We start from the raw sequence: 17,194 nt of genomic DNA on the forward strand, positions 1-17,194 counted from the left end.
TAAAATAATGCCATTTAGCATGCGGTTTGTAGGACTTCTTACATTAGGTATAATTCCTGTAATAATAGCGTCATTTGTAGGACTTGAGTTCTATGCTTTTTTAGCGTACAACATTATAATGTTTTCACTTCTTATAATTGATTTCAGGGCCACTCCAGGCAAAAAGCTTTTAGAAGTTGAGCGGATATGCTATGAAAAGCTTTCAATGGGAGTTGAGAACGAAATAGGCATAAATATCAGAAATAACAGCGGATATTCCCTCGAAATTGAAGCATTGGATGAAGTGCCTGCATATATGAAAACCAAAAATGCTGTTGTGTCGGTTCGTGTCAGCCCACATTATGAGGTTTGCGGAAAGTATTATGTAATACCTGAAAAAAGGGGCGAGTTTACCTTTGGTAAAATTCATATAAGATATAGCGGCATAATGGGGTTGTGTATGAAGAACGGAAGTTTCGACCTTGAGAACAATTACAAGGTTTATCCAAACCTCAAAGATCTCAGTAAATATGGACTCGCAGCCATTAAGAAAAGCCAGCTTATTCACGGTATTAAAAAGAATAAGAGCTTTGGAACAGGTACAGAGTTTGAGAGCCTTAGGGAATATAGTGAAGGTGACGACTATAGGAAAATAAATTGGATGGCAACAGCCCGCTCCAATAAATTCATAGTGAATACCTATGAGCACGAAAAAAACCAGCAGGTAATGATTATGCTGGATTCAAGCAGGGTAATGAATTCTGAAATAAATTATATAAAAAAGCTGGATTATTCCATTAACGCTGCATTCCTTTTAGCTGATGTTGCGATAAAGAAAGGTGACAATGCCGGTGTTATGGTGTTTGACAGTACTGTAAAAAGATTTATTAAGCCGGGAAAGGGAACAGGACAATTTCAACTGATTGCCGAAAACCTGTATAATGTTGAAGAAAACTTTGTTTCAGCGGATTATATGGGTGCGCTGACCTACCTTAACCAGAATCATAAGCGTAGGAGCCTGCTATGCATTTTTACAGAGCTTTTTAATGCCGATGAGGCATTTCAGTTGGCAACAGCCTTAAAAAGTCTTGCAAAACACCATTTGCCATTAGTGGTAACAATAAAAGATATGAGACTCTATGATTACGCAGAAGGTGATGTTGATGATACAAAGGGCTTTTTTACCAAGGTTGCATCGATGAAAATGATCAGAGAAAGAGAGAAAATTCAAAAGATATTCAATGATTCTTCCATCGCAGTAGTAGATGTACCTCCCGATAAACTGTCTATTGAGGTTGTTAACAAGTATCTGAATATGAAATCAATGATGCAGATTTGATGTAGATTCTCTTTCAAGGCTTATTCTTTAGCTTCAACTTGAGGATGCCTGATATTTGGAACAATTAAATAGATACTTAAAAGCAGCAGAGTTATAAAGGCAAAGATTAACTTTGCAATTTCAGAGAAAAGGGCGGAAGGAGTAAAATTCCCTTCAATTAAACCAGCGATAATGAAAATCGGTATAGTGCCAAGCACTAGCTGTATTGCTTCCTTACCTTTGATAATAAAGGAGTCCTTTCTGGAGTATTTACCAGGGTTTATAATTGAGTAACCTAAAATTAGCCCTGCACCTCCGCATATGAATATGGCGAAGAGCTCCAAAATACCGTGAGGGAGAATCAGTGACCAGAACAAAAGGCTGCCACCTTTATGAAAGTATAAAGCCGCAAGAGCACCAAGCATATATCCATTGGTGTATACAAGCCATACAGTACCGATTGCAAGAGTTATTCCAAAGGCAAAAGCTAAAATCCCAACCTTGATATTATTTGTAAAGATGAAAGGCGATAAGATTGCGCCATTACGTGCGCTGTTATACTCATTTACATCTCTGTTAAGAACGCTGTCGGCCATCTCTTGTGAGATAAAGGCCCCGGCATTGTCAGTTGAAATAAGTGTAAATATAAAGCTTACGGCAACTCCAAGAACAAACAGCGAGGTAGCGAGTAAAATAGGCTTCATGTTCTTCTTAATCAACCGGGGAAAGCCGGATAGCAAAAACATGAAAATCTTCTTTAAGCTGAAGGTCTTGGTGGTGTAGATATAGCTATGAGCCGAAGCAACAAGCTTGTTCAGGTAGTTTGTAGTGTTTGTATTGCCGTAGTTGGTCCTGGCATAGGAAAGGTGCCCGCAGGTCAGATTGTATGTACTAAAGAAACTGTCCAATTCATCTTTACTAAAGCTATATATACTTTTTGATTTGAGTTTTGTCAGGGTTAATTCAAGGTTCTTCCAGATTTCCGAATTTTGAATGATGAATTTATCTTCCTTCATATTTGCACCTTTAAATTAAAGATTTTTAAAAATATTTCTTTAAACTTATTTTATCAGAAATATTTATTTGTTACAATTGTAATTGTATTCTAAGGAAAATTGAGTGTGGCTAAACGCCCTTTGGATTTTTATTCCTAATAATTTTGAAGGTGGGCAGTATATGAAAAAAATATTAAATATCCTTACTCCTGAAAACGTTTATGTTGAATATGAGCTCGCTGGAATAGGTTCAAGGTTTGCAGCTTTTATTATTGATTTGTTGATACAGTTGTTTGTTTTTGCAATTACTTTATTATGTTTGTATTTTGCAGGATTTAATTATACGGCACTTGTAGCTGAACTGAGCTATCAGGCATTGATTTTTGCCATAACTATTCTAATACTCTTTCATTTGCTGTATTTTTCACTTTTGGAACTTATTATGAATGGACAGACACCTGGTAAAAAACTCTTAAATATTAGGGTAATAAGGCAAAGTGGGGATCCGGAAGGGGTATTTGACAGTGGGTTGAGAAACTTTCTCAGAATAGTCTATATCATTCCATTGTTGTATCTGCTGGACGCATTTTTTGTTATACTCACAAAGAATTACAAACGGATAGGTGATTATGCAGCAAATACCATAGTAGTTAAAGTGAGAAAAGGAGACAAACTTGTTACAGTTGATGATATATTAAATCAAAAACTTGACAGTGATGATTATACTGAAAACACTAATATATTTCCGGTATCTCATTTTGAGTATGAGGTTTTGAAGGAATTCTTGGCAAGAAAGGATAGCGTGGGGGAAAGACGTTATGTTTTTGCATACAATTTCAATAAGTACTTTTCGAGAAAGTTTGATTTAGTAAAGCCATACAGCAATCCTTACGATTTTTTTGAGGATATAATAAGAATGAATTCCGGCATCAACTAGTACTTTTTTGCAGGATTTTATATTGACTCTTGCAAAGAGAAATGTTACCATAATAAAGATTAATCAGGTTTGATAAAAGCCGCATCCTTAGAATGTTTGATAATAATTTGTTTCCTATATTTCTTCTAGATTACTAGAAGAAATGTTAGATATTTTAAAATGGAAGGTGAAATCATGTTTGTATCAAAAGCTTTGAGCATTAACAGCAAAAATCATCTTGAAATAGGTGGCTGTGATTGTGTTGATCTTGTAAATAATTACGGAACTCCTGTGTATGTTTTGGATGAAAGTCTTATCAGGGAGAACTGCAGACTCTATAAAAATGCCATGGACAAGTATTATGATGGCAACGGTATGGTGCTTTATGCAAGTAAGGCTCTCTCTACAATGGCAGTATGCAAAATAGTAGAGCAGGAGGGACTTGGTCTTGATGTTGTGTCTGGCGGAGAGCTTTATACAGCAATGAAGGCAGGTGTTCCAATGGATAGAATTTATTTCCATGGAAATAATAAGACTTGCGAAGAGCTTGAATTGGCTATTTCAAATAATATAAGAAGAATAGTAGTAGATAACAGAGAAGAGCTTAAAAGAGTAAATGATATAGCGAGTAAGCAGGGCAAAGTTGTAAATATTTCATTTAGAATCAAGCCCGGAATTGATGCCCATACACATGACTTTGTGCAAACAGGTCAAATTGATTCAAAATTCGGTGTGGCATTGGAGAATGGTGAAGCAATTGAAATTATAGGTGAAGCAGCGAAAATGAAAAATGTAAAGGTTGCAGGAGTTCACTGCCATATTGGATCTCAGATATTTGATCTCGAACCTTTCAAACTTGCTGCGAAAGTTATGCTTGAGTTTATTGCAAAAATAAAAAATGAGATTGGATTAGAAATTGAAGAGTTGAATCTTGGCGGCGGTTTTGGAATAAAGTATACAATGAATGATGATCCAATAGAGTATGACCACTACATTGAATCGGTTTCAAAAGTTGTAAGAAGTGTATGTGAGGAAAAAGGTATAAAACTTCCGTTCATTGTTATGGAGCCTGGAAGATCCATAGTTGCTTCTGCAGGTATAACATTATATAAGGTTGGAGCAGTAAAAGATATAAAGGATGTAAGAACTTACGTTTCTGTTGATGGCGGTATGACGGATAATCCAAGATATGCACTTTACCAGTCAAGGTATGATGCTTTGATTGCAAACAGAGCGGATGCTCCAAAGGTACAGGACGTTACTATTGCAGGAAAGTGCTGTGAATCAGGAGATCTCCTTGCGAAGGATATTAAGATGCCTGAAATACAAGCAGGAGATATATTGGCAGTACTTGCAACGGGAGCATACAACTATTCAATGTCCAGCAACTATAACCGTATTCCGAAGCCCCCAATAGTACTTGTGAAGAACGGTAAATCGAGAGTTATTGTAAAAAGAGAAGACTTTGACGATATAATTAGAAATGATATAATCCCCGAAGATCTTTAAGAATCGATAAAAAAAGAAGGGAAAGGGCACCTAAATTTTAGAAAATTTAAGTGCTCTTTTTTGTCATACATCTGATATAATTGATGTATTATAAAATAAAACATTTTTGGGGGAAAAAATGAATATAAAAAAATTCCTTGCTTATTTTACAGTCTATGCATTTGTTGTGATATCTGTTCCATTTTTTTTCAATAGTATGTGGTTAAAAGATTTTCCCCAACTAAAAACCTATGATGGTACGCTGGAATTCTCATCTGCCAGGGCATATGAGGACCTTAAGTATATTACTGTTAATTTTCCTAAAAGAACGGTTGGAAGTCAAAATGCAGAAAGCTCTGCCAATTGGATATCGCAGGAGTTTAAGGAGCTTGGACTTGAGACCAATACTGAAGAGTTTACATGCATGACACCAGAAAAAGTGATGAATGTAGTTGAGCCAAAGGAAACCGATGACGGAGAAAAGGCCGGAACAAATGAAACGGATGACGAGGCAGCGGTTGAAATAACAGCTGATACCTTTAATATAAACAGTTTGACAATGAACGGAATGTATAAAAAAGTTAGAGGGTTAAATGTTATTGGGGTAAGCAAAGGTAAAAGCGATGAAATAATTATTTTGGGAGCTCACAGGGACACATATGGTACAATTGAGGGAGCTCAGGACAACGCATCGGGAACTGTTTCAATGCTTGAGCTTGCAAGAGTATTAACGAAAGAAGAACATTATTACACTTATATGTTTATATCTTTTGACGGTGAAGAAATTGGGCTAAAAGGGTCAGAAGCGTTTGCACAAAAACATTCACTAAAAAATGTAAAACTTGCAATGATTCTTGACTGTGTAGGCTATAAGGGCGCGGATACGGCAGGATTGTATCAATTTGCAAGTGCGAGGGGTGCTTCTCCGCTTTGGACTACTGCTTTGGCCAACAAACTGACAAAAAGCAAAGGGATGGAAGCGTATTATTTAGATGTTGAGGGCGGATTTGACAGCTCGAATTTGGGGATTTTTAACACGCTGATGAATAAAATGGTATCTCAGAGAGTTGGAGGCGATGTTAATACCGATACAGGGCCTTTTGTAGATAGAAATATCCCGGCGGTTGGTTTTATAGCAGCAAATTCTAATAAGAGGGTAGACCCGGAAAATATATTTCATACGGGGAATGATATAATATCAAATGTAAGTGAAGACACTCTTGAATTTATTGGGAAACTGTCAGAACAGTTTGTAAAAAGTGTTGAGCTGAATGATTTTTCATTTGAGCTTGAAAATAACATGTATTTGATAACTGGAAGCAAGTACCTTGACTTCAGAGTTATTGCAGGATTTATGGCAGTGATGATACTTGCCTGCATTATGCTCTGGTTTATTTCTTCAATAGGCGCCTTGAGAAATCGACGTGCTTTTCTGGCATTTTTGAAAAGTGAACTTCCCTGGATTATTTCTATTACTGCACTTTCGGCATTTTCAGGATTTCTATGGCAGATATTGAATTATGACTTTGCTGCTGATATCAACATACTTATTTTAATACTTCTTTGGGTGGGGGGAAGCTTTTTAGGCCTTGTAGTTATTATTGCCATAAGATTTATAGCATTGAGAGGAAAAAGGGATAATTATCATGAAATAACAAAATACCAAAGGATATTGCTAAATTGTCTGTATTCTCTTTTGTTTTTAGCAGTTACGATATATTTTAACGTTTTTGTTGCAATGATACTTGTTGGAACTCCGCTTCTTGTAATGGGAAGGGTGGGGTATAAGAATACAATGACAAGAATAGCGTGGGGAGTTGTTTTAGTTGCCTGGTTTATATTTCAGACGATTTTACTGCTTACATGCCTTGAATCATACATATTTGACTTCTTGTCAATGAAAGCTTCGATATTGTTGTTTGCATATAGTCTTTTGGTGGCGTTTACATTTGTGTATGTAATCAGTACACCTTTAATGCCCAAAAAGTTCAAGTATAAAGCCTAAAAAGATAATTATTCATCATAATACTGTTGTATCATTTCATTCGATATATATCTTAGAAACAGTTTGTTGTCAGGATCTAAAAATATATTAAGAATATCAGGATCAAAAGTTTGGGCTGATTCACTCCTCATGATTTTTAAGGCTTCTTTTATAGGAATAGCCTTTCTGTATGGCCTGTCTGTAATTATTGCATCCCAATAATCCGCTATTGTTACTATTCTTGAGGAGATTGGTATATCCAATCCCTTTAATCCGGAAGGATATCCTTTTCCGTTCCATTTCTCATGATGACAATAAACTATATTAATTGCTTCTTCCATATTTACCAGTTTTGACAATACTTTTTTACCAATTTCAGGGTGCTTTTTAATTTCCTCAAATTCCTCTTCTGTAAGTTTCGAAGGTTTATTTAAAATATTGTCTTTAATACCGATCTTTCCAACATCATGAACGATGGAGCCTAAGAAAATTTCTCTGACTTCTTTTTCGGGCAGATTAATTGCAAGGGCAAGGTCTCTTGAATAATTACTGACCCTTTCTACGTGTTCGCCGGTATAATGGTCTTTTGATTCGATAGCTGTTGCCAATGAAAATAGAAAACCTTCAAGTTGCTGTTCCGCAAGCTTTTTGAGATTTAAAGCTATATTTTTTTCGGATATTATCTCTTTAGTCTGGGCATTTACTACTTCTTGCAAAAGGTTCTTTTCATCATTTAGAGCATTTCTCTGATCTTCAATACTGTCTCTCAACTTTTTCATTTCAATGTTGCTCTTGATTTTTGCTTTAAGTTCATCCTGACTGAATGGTTTGAAAATAAAATCAATAGCACCTTCTTTTAAGGCAGTCAGTTTTACATCGTCCATAGTTTTGGCGGTTACAATAATTATTGGCAAGCCCCTTAATTCTTTCTTTGTTTTTGCGTGTTTTATAAATTCCAATCCATCCATCTCAGGCATCATAAAATCTGTAATTATTATGTCAGGTTTATATATTATAGACTTATCAATTCCTTCTACTCCGTTTTTACAGGTAATAAGATTATATTCGTTTTGAAGTAAGACTGTAAAAAGATTTCGCATATCTTTAGTGTCATCTATAACTAAAACGGTGTTTTTATTTACATCAAGGATTACTTCTTTTGATGAGTCATCTGAATCTATTCCCAAATCAGTGATTAAATCGTTTTGCTTAAACTTAATATCATCACATTTTGAGGCATTTTTTGATTCACAGACAGGGAGTGAAACGGCAAAGACCGAACCTTTTCCTAAAATACTACTCACAGAAATTTTGCCTTCATGAAGTTCCACAATCTCTTTAGTATATGCAAGGCCAATACCTGTTCCTCTTACTTTGGAACTTTTAGAATTTTCGATCTGGCTGAATCTGTCAAAAATAGTATCAAGTTTATCTTTGGGTATTCCTATCCCGGAATCTTTGACTACAATTTCAAAACTGGTATCAAGTTTGTTTAACTCAATAATTATGTATCCTTCTGAATCGGTGAATTTTAGAGCGTTGGAAATAAGGTTGGCAATAACTGCTTCAAATAAATCCTTGTCAATAAAGCCAAAAGTATCATCAGCATTGTCAACAAAAATCATATTTATATTTTTTTGACTTGCAGAGGATTTTACGGCTGAAATATATGAGGAAAGGAACCTGTTAATATTTACAGGTTGCCTGTTTAAAGTCATTTTGCCTGCTTGTATTTTTGAAAAATCCAATAGTGTATTTATTAATTTTAAAAGTCTTAAAGCATTAGATTGAATTGTTTTAAATATATCTGAGTTCGGTTCAAGTGTATTTTTGTAATACTGTCCTGATAAAACAGCTTCAACTTGACCAAGAATTATTGTAAGCGGGGTTCTTAATTCATGTGAAACGTTCGAAAAGAAATCGGTTTTCGCCTGATCCAATTCTTTGAGTTTGTTGTTTGTCTCTATAAGCATACTCTCTATTTCTTTGTGTTCTGTTATTAGTTGTGTAAACTTTATTGCACTGCTTATCTGATGAGTCAAAAGATTGTAAAGTACCCTGGAATCAGTGACATAGTCGATTATCATGATACCGAAGTGTTCTTCCTCAAAGTAAAGCGGCTTTACAACCATAATAAAATTTTTGGTCTTTGGAAAAAATTTTACCGGTAAAAGGTGATCGTTAAGAGAGTATTTTACTCCGACTCTTTCAGCATTAGACTCGCCATCCTTGCTTGCGATTATAAGTTCTATGCTGTCTGGAATTTCCCACTTGTCTTCCAGTGAATGTTTGATGGGTTTTTCATATAAACCTATGTAAAAGTTATTAAACTCAAGTTCACGATGTAAATGATCTACCAGCGAGTATATTAAAGCGTCAAAATTTAGCTTATAAATAATGTTCTGAACACCTTTTCCGGAATTTGACCTTAGGTTCATAAAATTATTTATCAGCATTGAGGTTTGTATATTGTTGTTTGTGTTATTTATCAGATGCAAAACATTTTGATAAATATAATTTAGGCCATTATTGTTTGAATCAAAGATTTCTTTATGATAAAAGTTTTCAAAAAATTTGATGGATGCTTTTTTTATGTTTTCGAAAAAGTCAGGAACAGTTGAGTTTTCTATAAGAAAACAATAGAATTCCTGCAGAAAATCATCGATATCTATATTTTCTGGATTTTCTAGAGATAGATTAGAAAAAATGGTCTGGAGCTTTTGAGCGATTTCTTTATCTTTAAATAAAGCATCAAACATATCTTTTTTATTCATTGGTTGTTCATTACTATGGTTATTTGAGTTTTTATCAAATGAGCTCTTTTCATTAGATAAAAATCTTTGAGAAGTTTCTTTAGGTATCAGGCATCCACAAGAAGACCTTATTACTAGCGATGTATCGAATATGTATTTTTTCTTGACAGGTTTATTAGAAAGCATGGATAAAATAATGTTTACAGATTCTTCTGCAATTTCATAAAGCGGCTGTCTTATAGTTGTTAGGGGAGGAAGGTAAGATCTTGAACTTTCGATATCATCAAATCCAATTATTTTCATATCTTTTGGAATGCGTAAATTACCACGATATAATGCAGGAATAAGGCCTAAAGCCATTTCATCATTTGCTGAAATTATTGCTTCAATTTCCCTGAATATTCCGCTGGAGATTATATTCTTGCCTACTTCTGTCGCTTCGGTCTGAAGGAAGTTGCCATTAAAGATAATATCAGGATTAAAAGGAATATTCTGATCCTTTAGTTCTTCGATATAGGCATTAAACCTTTCATCTGCTTCATCATTTCCTATGGATCCTCTTAAAAATCCAATTTTTCTGATATTGTGTTGGTTTACTAGATGCCGGATTGCTTCTTTTATGCCAGATGAGTTGTTGACAATAAGACTTGGAATATTATCAAGTTCTACCCCAATGCTTACTACTGGAATGCCATAGGAATAGCGAATATATTCAAAGATTTCTTTCTTGTTTATTTTGCCACCCATAAATGAAGCTGAAGCAAGAATAATTCCATCGAGATTTTTTTTGTTTATCAAGTCAATAAGAGTATTGTACTGGTATTGATGGTCCCATTCGATACCAGTAAAACGGCAAGGAAATATAAGGATGTTTATATGGTACTTTTGAGTTAAATTTTTTAAAGCAGTGCCTAAGTGTTCTGCATAATAGGATCTAAGATCACTTACAACAAACCCTATTGTTGGTACATTTTTTCCTTCTTTAAATATATTTGCCATAGGTACTTTTCCTGTGAAAAATCACAAGATTAACCTCCATAAAATATTTATTGCGGAAACCGATTAAGAGCTATATATGAAGTGATATTATATATTTTATCACATATGATATTTTTCGGCAATATATAACAAAATCCTTAATGTCTATTTAGTTTTGTAGATATATAATAAGTAAAATAGATTGGAAGTATAAGACAAATGGTATATAATAGTGGTTATAAAATTTTATCCAGGGGGCGGCATAAATGAAGATAATTATTGTTTCTCAAGGGTCGCAAGGTGACATCAACCCATTTTTATCACTTGGAAGAAAGTTGAAATCCCAAGGCCATGGTGTGGTTTTTTGTGGGTCTAAAGAAAACCAGAGTATTAACAAATATTAGGAGGGATTAATCGATGAAAGATACTGCTGCTGATTTGGAAAGCATAGTAGAGCTATTTAAAGAGGAGTATTTGAATCTAAATGATTTATTAGCAGAGACAAAAATTTCAGAAGATAAGTGGACACTGAAAGAAATTATAGGGCATTTGATTGATTCGGCTTCAAATAATCATCAACGATTTATCAGGCTAAAATTATCTGATGAAATTGAGTTCCCAGATTACAAAAATGAAGAATGGCTACAAGTTCAAAGTTATAACGAAATGAAGTTCTCAGATCTTGTTTCATTGTTTTACTATTTTAATAAACTAATGGTAAACATCATTGGGAATATTGAACCCAAAAGTTTAAATAATCGATGGAATGTAGACTGGGATGAGAATACATCATTTATAACTCTAGAAAAATTAGCAATACATTATGTTGAACATATAAAAGGGCATATGGTCCATTTCCGTGAAAGATTGTCTGAGGTTGAAAACTTTAAAAGAGAGATATAAGGAGTAGTGAACTTTGGAGATTGATTTAATTAAGATTGAAAATTTAGCATTGAGACAGGAATATGTTGAAGAATATAGATGCAAAAATATTGGGTATGAAAGAGTGTTTTTAAGGACGGAGACAGCTTCAGAATATTATAGAAAAAGAGGTTGGATTTTTAGTGAAGATGTTATAGATGAATATGGAGAGGAAACAAGTGTGTTTTATAGAGAGGGGTTATAAAATGTCTTTAAAGAAGAAATTATTAATCGTTATTTCAGTTTCATCGCTGCTGATTTTTAGCGGTTGTACTGGAAATACTCAGGAGATGGCAGTTGAACCTGTATTGCTTGACAACACAATATTGAGACCTGATTTTTATCTGCATGGTACTGATTTTGAAGCAGGTACAGCTTTTGCAGTTGAAATTCCGGAGAAAAATGCTTCCATGGTTTTAACAGCATTGCATTTATTTGGGCCGGATGGAGGATTGGAGGAAGAGATCCCTTCTTCAGAACTGGCAGATAACATTCAAAAAGTAACTTTTTCCGATGCTTTTACAGGTGAAGCGTGTGGAGAATGTGTTGAAGTATTAAGTATACCTGATGCAGAGGTATCTTCAGGAGTTGATAAAGACATTGCTGCTTTTTACTATGGAGATGATATGAAAGTTCCTAAATTAAAGATATCCAGTAAATTGCCAAAAAAAGGTGAAACTATATGGCTTGCTGCTTCAGTAATGACTGCACCAGAGGACAAAAAGCTTCATAAAGCAACTGTAAGAAGTGCCTCTAAGAAAATGCTTACGTTTGAATATGAAGATGAAGGTATTATGATAACGGCTACAAGCGGTGCACCAATTCTCAATTCAAAAGGCGAGGTAGTAGGTATAAATATTGGCGGTTATGAGGATGGTAAAACGGTTACAGGATGTGCCAATCCATGCACTAGCTTCAAAGAGATGATTATGGATGCTTTGAAATAACTAATCACCATTGACTATAACCTTGGGTACTGGTTTATTATAAATTTGAGGTGATGATGAATATGTTAATTAATGATGTATGTAAAGCCTGTGTACTTACAAAAAAGGCAATTGAATATTATGTGGAACAAGGATTAATCTCACCAAGAATTTGTATAAACGGCTATCGTGATTTCAGTCAATCTGATGTTGAGAAGCTGAAGAAAATATCTATGCTGAGAAAACTGGATTTAGGAACGGAAAGCATACGAAGTGTTTTAAACAGTGAAAATCCTTCCGAGATATTGTGTAAAATAGCTAATGAAAAAGAAATAAAACTGGATATAGGAAAATCTAAAATAGAATTAATTAAAAACTTGGAGAAGGAAGTTCTTGGAATGATATTGGTAAAGAAATTAAACTTTTGTCTGAAAAACAAACAATAATGGAAAAATTGTTAGATGTATTTCCTGGTTATTATGGTCGGTTCTTAAGCGTGCATTTTGAACAATTTCTTAATGAACCTATTGTAACAGAGGAACAAAATAAAGCTTACAGTAATATAGTTGAGTTTTTGGACAGTATTAATAATTTTTCAATGTCTCCTGAACTTAAGAGCTTTTTGAATGAAAATACTACGCATATCACTAAAGAAGCAATGAAAGATGTCTCAATAAATATGGTACATGCAATACAAGACATGGATAAATTTTTAGCAGACAATAAAGAGTTTTTAGAAAAGTATGTTGCTTATAAAAATTCTGATGAATACAAGAATTCTCCTGCTTTTGAGTTGCAATTACTATTAAAAGATTTTAATAGAACGAGTGGCTATTATGATATTTTTATAGAGAACATGAAAAAACTCAGTCCTAAATACGAGCAATATCATGAAATGTTAGAGGCTGCAAATGAGACTTTAATGTCTCAATATCCGGATATAGCTAAATGGGAAAAGAGCAAAGATTGAAGACTGTGCTAAATAAATATCAAATTTATTTTATAGATTTTGTAGTACTGGATTTCTGATTGCTTTTTGAAAATGATAAACAAAAAAAGTTTGTTCTCTAATTATGCAAAATAATGTTTATTGGTTCACTAAATTATTCGGTGCTAAATTCACCTTTCTTTTGATTTACTCATATCGTAGAATAAGATTCCGTAATCTATAAAATTTACTTCAAAATTAAAGTTATTAAATTTTAGTAAATATTATTAAATTTTAGTAAAATTTATACAGGTACTTGACAAAATATGATAAAATTTATTAAAATATCCATGGTAACAACTGCATAATAAAACAGAATTATGTTGATTGAGTAATAATTATACATAATGTAGAGATTGCTGTGACTAAAAAAATAGCTTTTTTAAGTCTTAGCAAATTTATGGAATGTGTTAATTTTTATTGGGGAGTAAATATTTTTATATGATGGTTTGTTGACTTCTATATTCTAGAGTAGTTCGTTAACGTATATTATTCTATCTATATTTCCCAAAACGTTTTTTATGGTTTGTAATTAGGTTGAAAATATCTAGCAAAATGACAATTTAATAATTTATTTTAACATCTAAAACATACTATTAATCATTATTATAAGGGGAGTGCGTATTCTTTGCTAAACAGTGGTTTATCTATAACAATTATCATAGCTTGTGTTGGACTTGCCTTGGTAACCCTTTTTTACATCGGACTTTCTTTTGTTGAAACATTCAGAAAAGAAAGAGTGTTTAAAGGAAATGGGATTAAAGGAGTTGCTACAATACTTGGAGCATTTGCTGTTATAGGCGGTTTCGAGTACTGCCTTTACAATGCGCCCACAGTTTTGGCACAAGGCTTTTCATGGCCAATGTTAGAAGAGTGGGGGCCTGCGTATTTTATTCAGGCAATATTTTGCCTTGCTATTGTTGTACCGATTTTCGGGATTTATTTCATTCAAACTCATTTTTGGGAAAAGCGTGATGATAAGCCCTATTTTATGATTATTGTTTTTAGCATTATAAGCGGTATAGGCAATTCTATGATTATTTTTATAATCAATGAAGCCTTAAACCGTACTTTTAACGGTGAAAGCCGGAGAGCAGCTTTTGAAAGCCGACTTTATCTTTTCTTTATACTGGGGATTGTTCTATTTGCGATAGCTTCAATCGTTGCAAGAAAACGCCTAGTTGTTCTTACAAGTTATTTCGTATATGAGAAACGTATCTTTATCATTAATAAGATTATAAAAGTCAATTATGATAGATATGAGCAAATAAAGCAAGAAAACACAATGGCAGCTCTTAACAACGATACTGAGGTGATTAGCGGTTTTGTAACAATATTGGTTAATGGTTTGACAGGAATCATAACCATGATAACCTGCTTTATCTATCTATGCACTATGACCTTGTATGGTACGCTTTTTACAATTATGATACTGGTTTTGGCGGTTTTGGTTTTCTTGAGGGCAAGCAGTAATGCTGAAAAAATGTTTGAAATAAACAGGGATGCACAAAATGTATTTTTTAAGAACATTTACGGTTTGGTCTATGGTTTCAGGGAGCTATTTATAAACAAGAAGAAGCGTGAAGAGTTTTGTGAAGATGTGTGTGATACATGCGCTTTGAACCGGGATACAAGGATAAAGGGTGAGTTCAGCCTTATAAATGCAGCAGTATTTGGCGAGACATTGTACATAGGTGTCATAGGGCTCATTGTATTTATTTTTCCAATGCTTTTTTACAATATCCAGGAAAATACGTTCAGAAATTATGTGACTGTGTGTTTGTATTTAGGCGGAATGGTAAACTCTGAAGTAAGCTTGATTTCGGGATTAATGCGTGTTTTGGTTAGTTGGAAGAGAATTAAGGAATACAATGAAGCAATTTCAATGGAAGAAGACAGTGTAGCTAAAGTAGATACATTGGAACAGGTCAAATCCAAAAAGGAAAATCTCACTATCAGCTTTAGAGACGTTACCTTCAGCTATAAGAACGAAGATGGAGAGCAATTTACTGTAGGTCCTATTAATTATGACTTTAAATCAGGAGAAATTGTCTTTATTTCAGGTGGTAATGGAAGCGGTAAATCTACACTGGCAAAAATGCTTACAGGTCTTTACAGACCTGACAGCGGAGAAATAACTGTCAATGGCCGGAAGGTTGATTGTGAAACTTTAGGAAGCTATTTTACAACGGTTTACAGTGATTTTTATCTCTTTGAAAAGCTATACGGTATTCCTCACAACGAAAAGCAGAAGGAAATTGAAAAGTATTTGAAGGTTCTCAAGATAGATAATAAAGTTCAGGTGAATGATGGAGTTTTCAGCACTGTTAAGTTGTCTACCGGTCAAAGGAAAAGGATGGCGCTTCTTGTAAGCTATTTGGAAGACCGTGAGGCTTTCTTGTTTGATGAGTGGGCAGCGGATCAGGACCCTGAATTTAAGCGGTTTTTCTATCAGGAGATTCTGCCTGAACTTAAAGCAAAAGGAAAAACAATAATAGCAATAACTCACGATGACCGTTACTTTGGTGAAGCGGACAAGCATATTAAGATGGAAATGGGCAAGATTGTAAGTTGACATCAAGACGCAATAGATCATTAGAAGGGGATAGGAGTATGAGAAAAGGATTACTTGCAATTTGTTTAATAATATTACTTTTATTACAGGTGGGCTGTGCTGAGAAAATTGCTACAGTAGCAGGTGAAGCAAGTTATACCGAGAAAGGTGTAAGCATAAAGGATCAGGGGGAATACTTTGAAGTGGTTCTCGATTATACAAGTGGTTTGACACACCATCAGATTGGGGCAGCACTTGCACGTGGTATTCTGGCTATGATACCAGATTATGAAGCTTTGATTGATCTGTATATTGCAGAAAATCTTCCTAAGTACCAGTATAACGAAAGCTTCTTCAGGATTGAAGACATCAAACCGCAGATCAACCCTGACTATCTGGAGGAACTGGATGGCATGGGAGAGGTTTTTTCAGGAGGGGCTGAAAACGGTTACAAGGATAAAAAGTTATCTGATGAGGAAGTGTATTTATACAACATTCTTCCGGATGTTGCAAGAGGTTCGCAGTGCAGCTTTGTATCAGTATTTGGAGAACGGTCGGCAACTAAAAAGAATATTACTGGAAGAAATTTGGACTGGTATGCCGGGGAATTTAACCAACTTCCTAGAATACAGGCAATTACGACCTATAAGTATGAAGATAGAAGTATTTGTTCAATAGGGTATATGGGTTTTATGGGAATTCTAACAGGATTTAGTGATAGAAAGGTTTATGCGGCTGTTCTTGACTCCTCAACAGGAGCCCCTTATGTTTCATTGGGAAAACGCTCATATCCTTTGGACATTCGGTATGCGCTGGAAAATGAAAAAACTCTGGATGATGTCGCTAAATATATGACAGATCCCTCAAAACTTTATGCTGTCAACCATCTGATAGCACTTGCCGATCCGAACGAAAGCAAAATATTAGAGAACAATATTAGCGGGACGGGAGCTACGGGCAAAAGAGTTAAACGTGCATTAAGAAGTGCGGATTCAGAATTGAATAAAGGTATAACATGGGGAATTACAGACGCTGTTGCAGCTGTAAACTCTTTTCTGCTTCGCGGCAATTATGATAATCATACAGCGGATAAGAACAATACTAAGAGATGGAAAAATATTAAGAAAGAACTGCTGGCATCAGGAACGACAGCAGATGTGGATGATATAAAGAGGGTTATATCATATGATAATGGTTCCCCTGGAACTTTTGTAGACAGCGGAGACATATATAACCAAATGACTGTCCAAATGATAGTTTTCCAGCCGGACAGCCTTACCCTGGAAGTTTTCTTTCACCCGAGAGATACAAGAAAGACTCCTGATGACCCGGTTTTCAAGAAAATAGAGGTGTTTAAGTAGAAAGTATTTATTTGTTTCATTATATATTGGACT

At 34.5% G+C, this 17,194-nt stretch carries 14 protein-coding genes; 12 read left to right on the forward strand and 2 right to left on the reverse strand.

Features of this window, described 5'->3' with window-relative positions; genetic code table 11:
- Positions 1-7 precede the first annotated feature (7 nt).
- Positions 8-1,318 (forward strand): DUF58 domain-containing protein, encoded by a 1,311-nt coding sequence (locus tag ACECE_RS0218410; RefSeq protein WP_010249900.1) that lies wholly within the window; start codon positions 8-10, stop codon positions 1,316-1,318.
- Between the two features lie 20 nt (positions 1,319-1,338).
- Here ACECE_RS0218410 and ACECE_RS0218415 read toward each other — a convergent pair whose 3' ends face one another.
- On the reverse strand, positions 1,339-2,313 hold the full coding sequence (locus tag ACECE_RS0218415; RefSeq protein WP_010249902.1) for a stage II sporulation protein M: 975 nt from the start codon (positions 2,311-2,313) through the stop codon (positions 1,339-1,341).
- 160 nt (positions 2,314-2,473) lie between these two features.
- Here ACECE_RS0218415 and ACECE_RS0218420 point away from each other — a divergent pair, with 160 nt between their 5' ends.
- The 3 genes from ACECE_RS0218420 to ACECE_RS0218430 all read left to right on the forward strand — a co-directional run bounded on the left by ACECE_RS0218420 (position 2,474) and on the right by ACECE_RS0218430 (position 6,701).
- On the forward strand, positions 2,474-3,229 hold the full coding sequence (locus ACECE_RS0218420) for an RDD family protein (protein WP_010249904.1): 756 nt from the start codon (positions 2,474-2,476) through the stop codon (positions 3,227-3,229).
- Between the two features lie 174 nt (positions 3,230-3,403).
- A complete protein-coding gene (gene lysA / locus ACECE_RS0218425; protein WP_010249906.1) occupies positions 3,404-4,717 on the forward strand; it encodes a diaminopimelate decarboxylase in 1,314 nt (437 codons plus the stop codon).
- Positions 4,718-4,835: 118 nt separating this feature from the next.
- Positions 4,836-6,701 (forward strand): M28 family metallopeptidase, encoded by a 1,866-nt coding sequence (locus tag ACECE_RS0218430; protein WP_010249908.1) that lies wholly within the window; start codon positions 4,836-4,838, stop codon positions 6,699-6,701.
- A gap of 8 nt (positions 6,702-6,709) precedes the next feature.
- Here ACECE_RS0218430 and ACECE_RS0218435 read toward each other — a convergent pair whose 3' ends face one another.
- Positions 6,710-10,432: an HD domain-containing phosphohydrolase gene (locus ACECE_RS0218435; protein WP_010249910.1), complete on the reverse strand. Its 3,723-nt coding sequence runs from the start codon at positions 10,430-10,432 to the stop codon at positions 6,710-6,712.
- Positions 10,433-10,677: 245 nt separating this feature from the next.
- Between ACECE_RS0218435 and ACECE_RS30730 the strand changes: the two genes are divergently transcribed.
- From ACECE_RS30730 to ACECE_RS0218470, 8 genes are all read left to right on the forward strand, one after another.
- Complete coding sequence (locus ACECE_RS30730; protein WP_010249912.1) at positions 10,678-10,815, forward strand: glycosyltransferase; 138 nt, start codon at positions 10,678-10,680, stop codon at positions 10,813-10,815.
- A gap of 13 nt (positions 10,816-10,828) precedes the next feature.
- Positions 10,829-11,314 carry a DinB family protein gene (locus ACECE_RS0218445; protein ID WP_010249914.1) on the forward strand — a complete coding sequence of 162 codons (486 nt, stop codon included), beginning with the start codon at positions 10,829-10,831 and terminating at the stop codon, positions 11,312-11,314.
- Positions 11,315-11,327: 13 nt separating this feature from the next.
- Positions 11,328-11,537 (forward strand): hypothetical protein, encoded by a 210-nt coding sequence (locus ACECE_RS0218450; RefSeq protein WP_010249916.1) that lies wholly within the window; start codon positions 11,328-11,330, stop codon positions 11,535-11,537.
- Position 11,538: 1 nt separating this feature from the next.
- Positions 11,539-12,279: a trypsin-like peptidase domain-containing protein gene (locus ACECE_RS0218455; protein ID WP_010249918.1), complete on the forward strand. Its 741-nt coding sequence runs from the start codon at positions 11,539-11,541 to the stop codon at positions 12,277-12,279.
- Between the two features lie 62 nt (positions 12,280-12,341).
- Positions 12,342-12,704 carry a MerR family transcriptional regulator gene (locus tag ACECE_RS29585; RefSeq protein ID WP_162862584.1) on the forward strand — a complete coding sequence of 121 codons (363 nt, stop codon included), beginning with the start codon at positions 12,342-12,344 and terminating at the stop codon, positions 12,702-12,704.
- On the forward strand, positions 12,683-13,228 hold the full coding sequence (locus ACECE_RS29590) for a hypothetical protein (RefSeq protein WP_051033576.1): 546 nt from the start codon (positions 12,683-12,685) through the stop codon (positions 13,226-13,228). Before ACECE_RS29585 ends, ACECE_RS29590 begins: the two co-directional genes overlap by 22 nt.
- Before the next feature lie 646 nt (positions 13,229-13,874).
- The gene (locus ACECE_RS0218465) at positions 13,875-15,821 is read left to right on the forward strand and encodes a cyclic peptide export ABC transporter (protein WP_010249920.1); all 1,947 of its coding nucleotides are present in this window, start codon (positions 13,875-13,877) and stop codon (positions 15,819-15,821) included.
- Between the two features lie 38 nt (positions 15,822-15,859).
- On the forward strand, positions 15,860-17,161 hold the full coding sequence (locus tag ACECE_RS0218470; RefSeq protein ID WP_010249922.1) for a C45 family autoproteolytic acyltransferase/hydolase: 1,302 nt from the start codon (positions 15,860-15,862) through the stop codon (positions 17,159-17,161).
- The last annotated feature ends 33 nt before the right edge of the window (positions 17,162-17,194 follow it).

Source organism: Acetivibrio cellulolyticus CD2 (genome assembly GCF_000179595.2).
In the GTDB taxonomy this organism is placed as follows: Bacteria; Bacillota; Clostridia; order Acetivibrionales; family Acetivibrionaceae; genus Acetivibrio; species Acetivibrio cellulolyticus.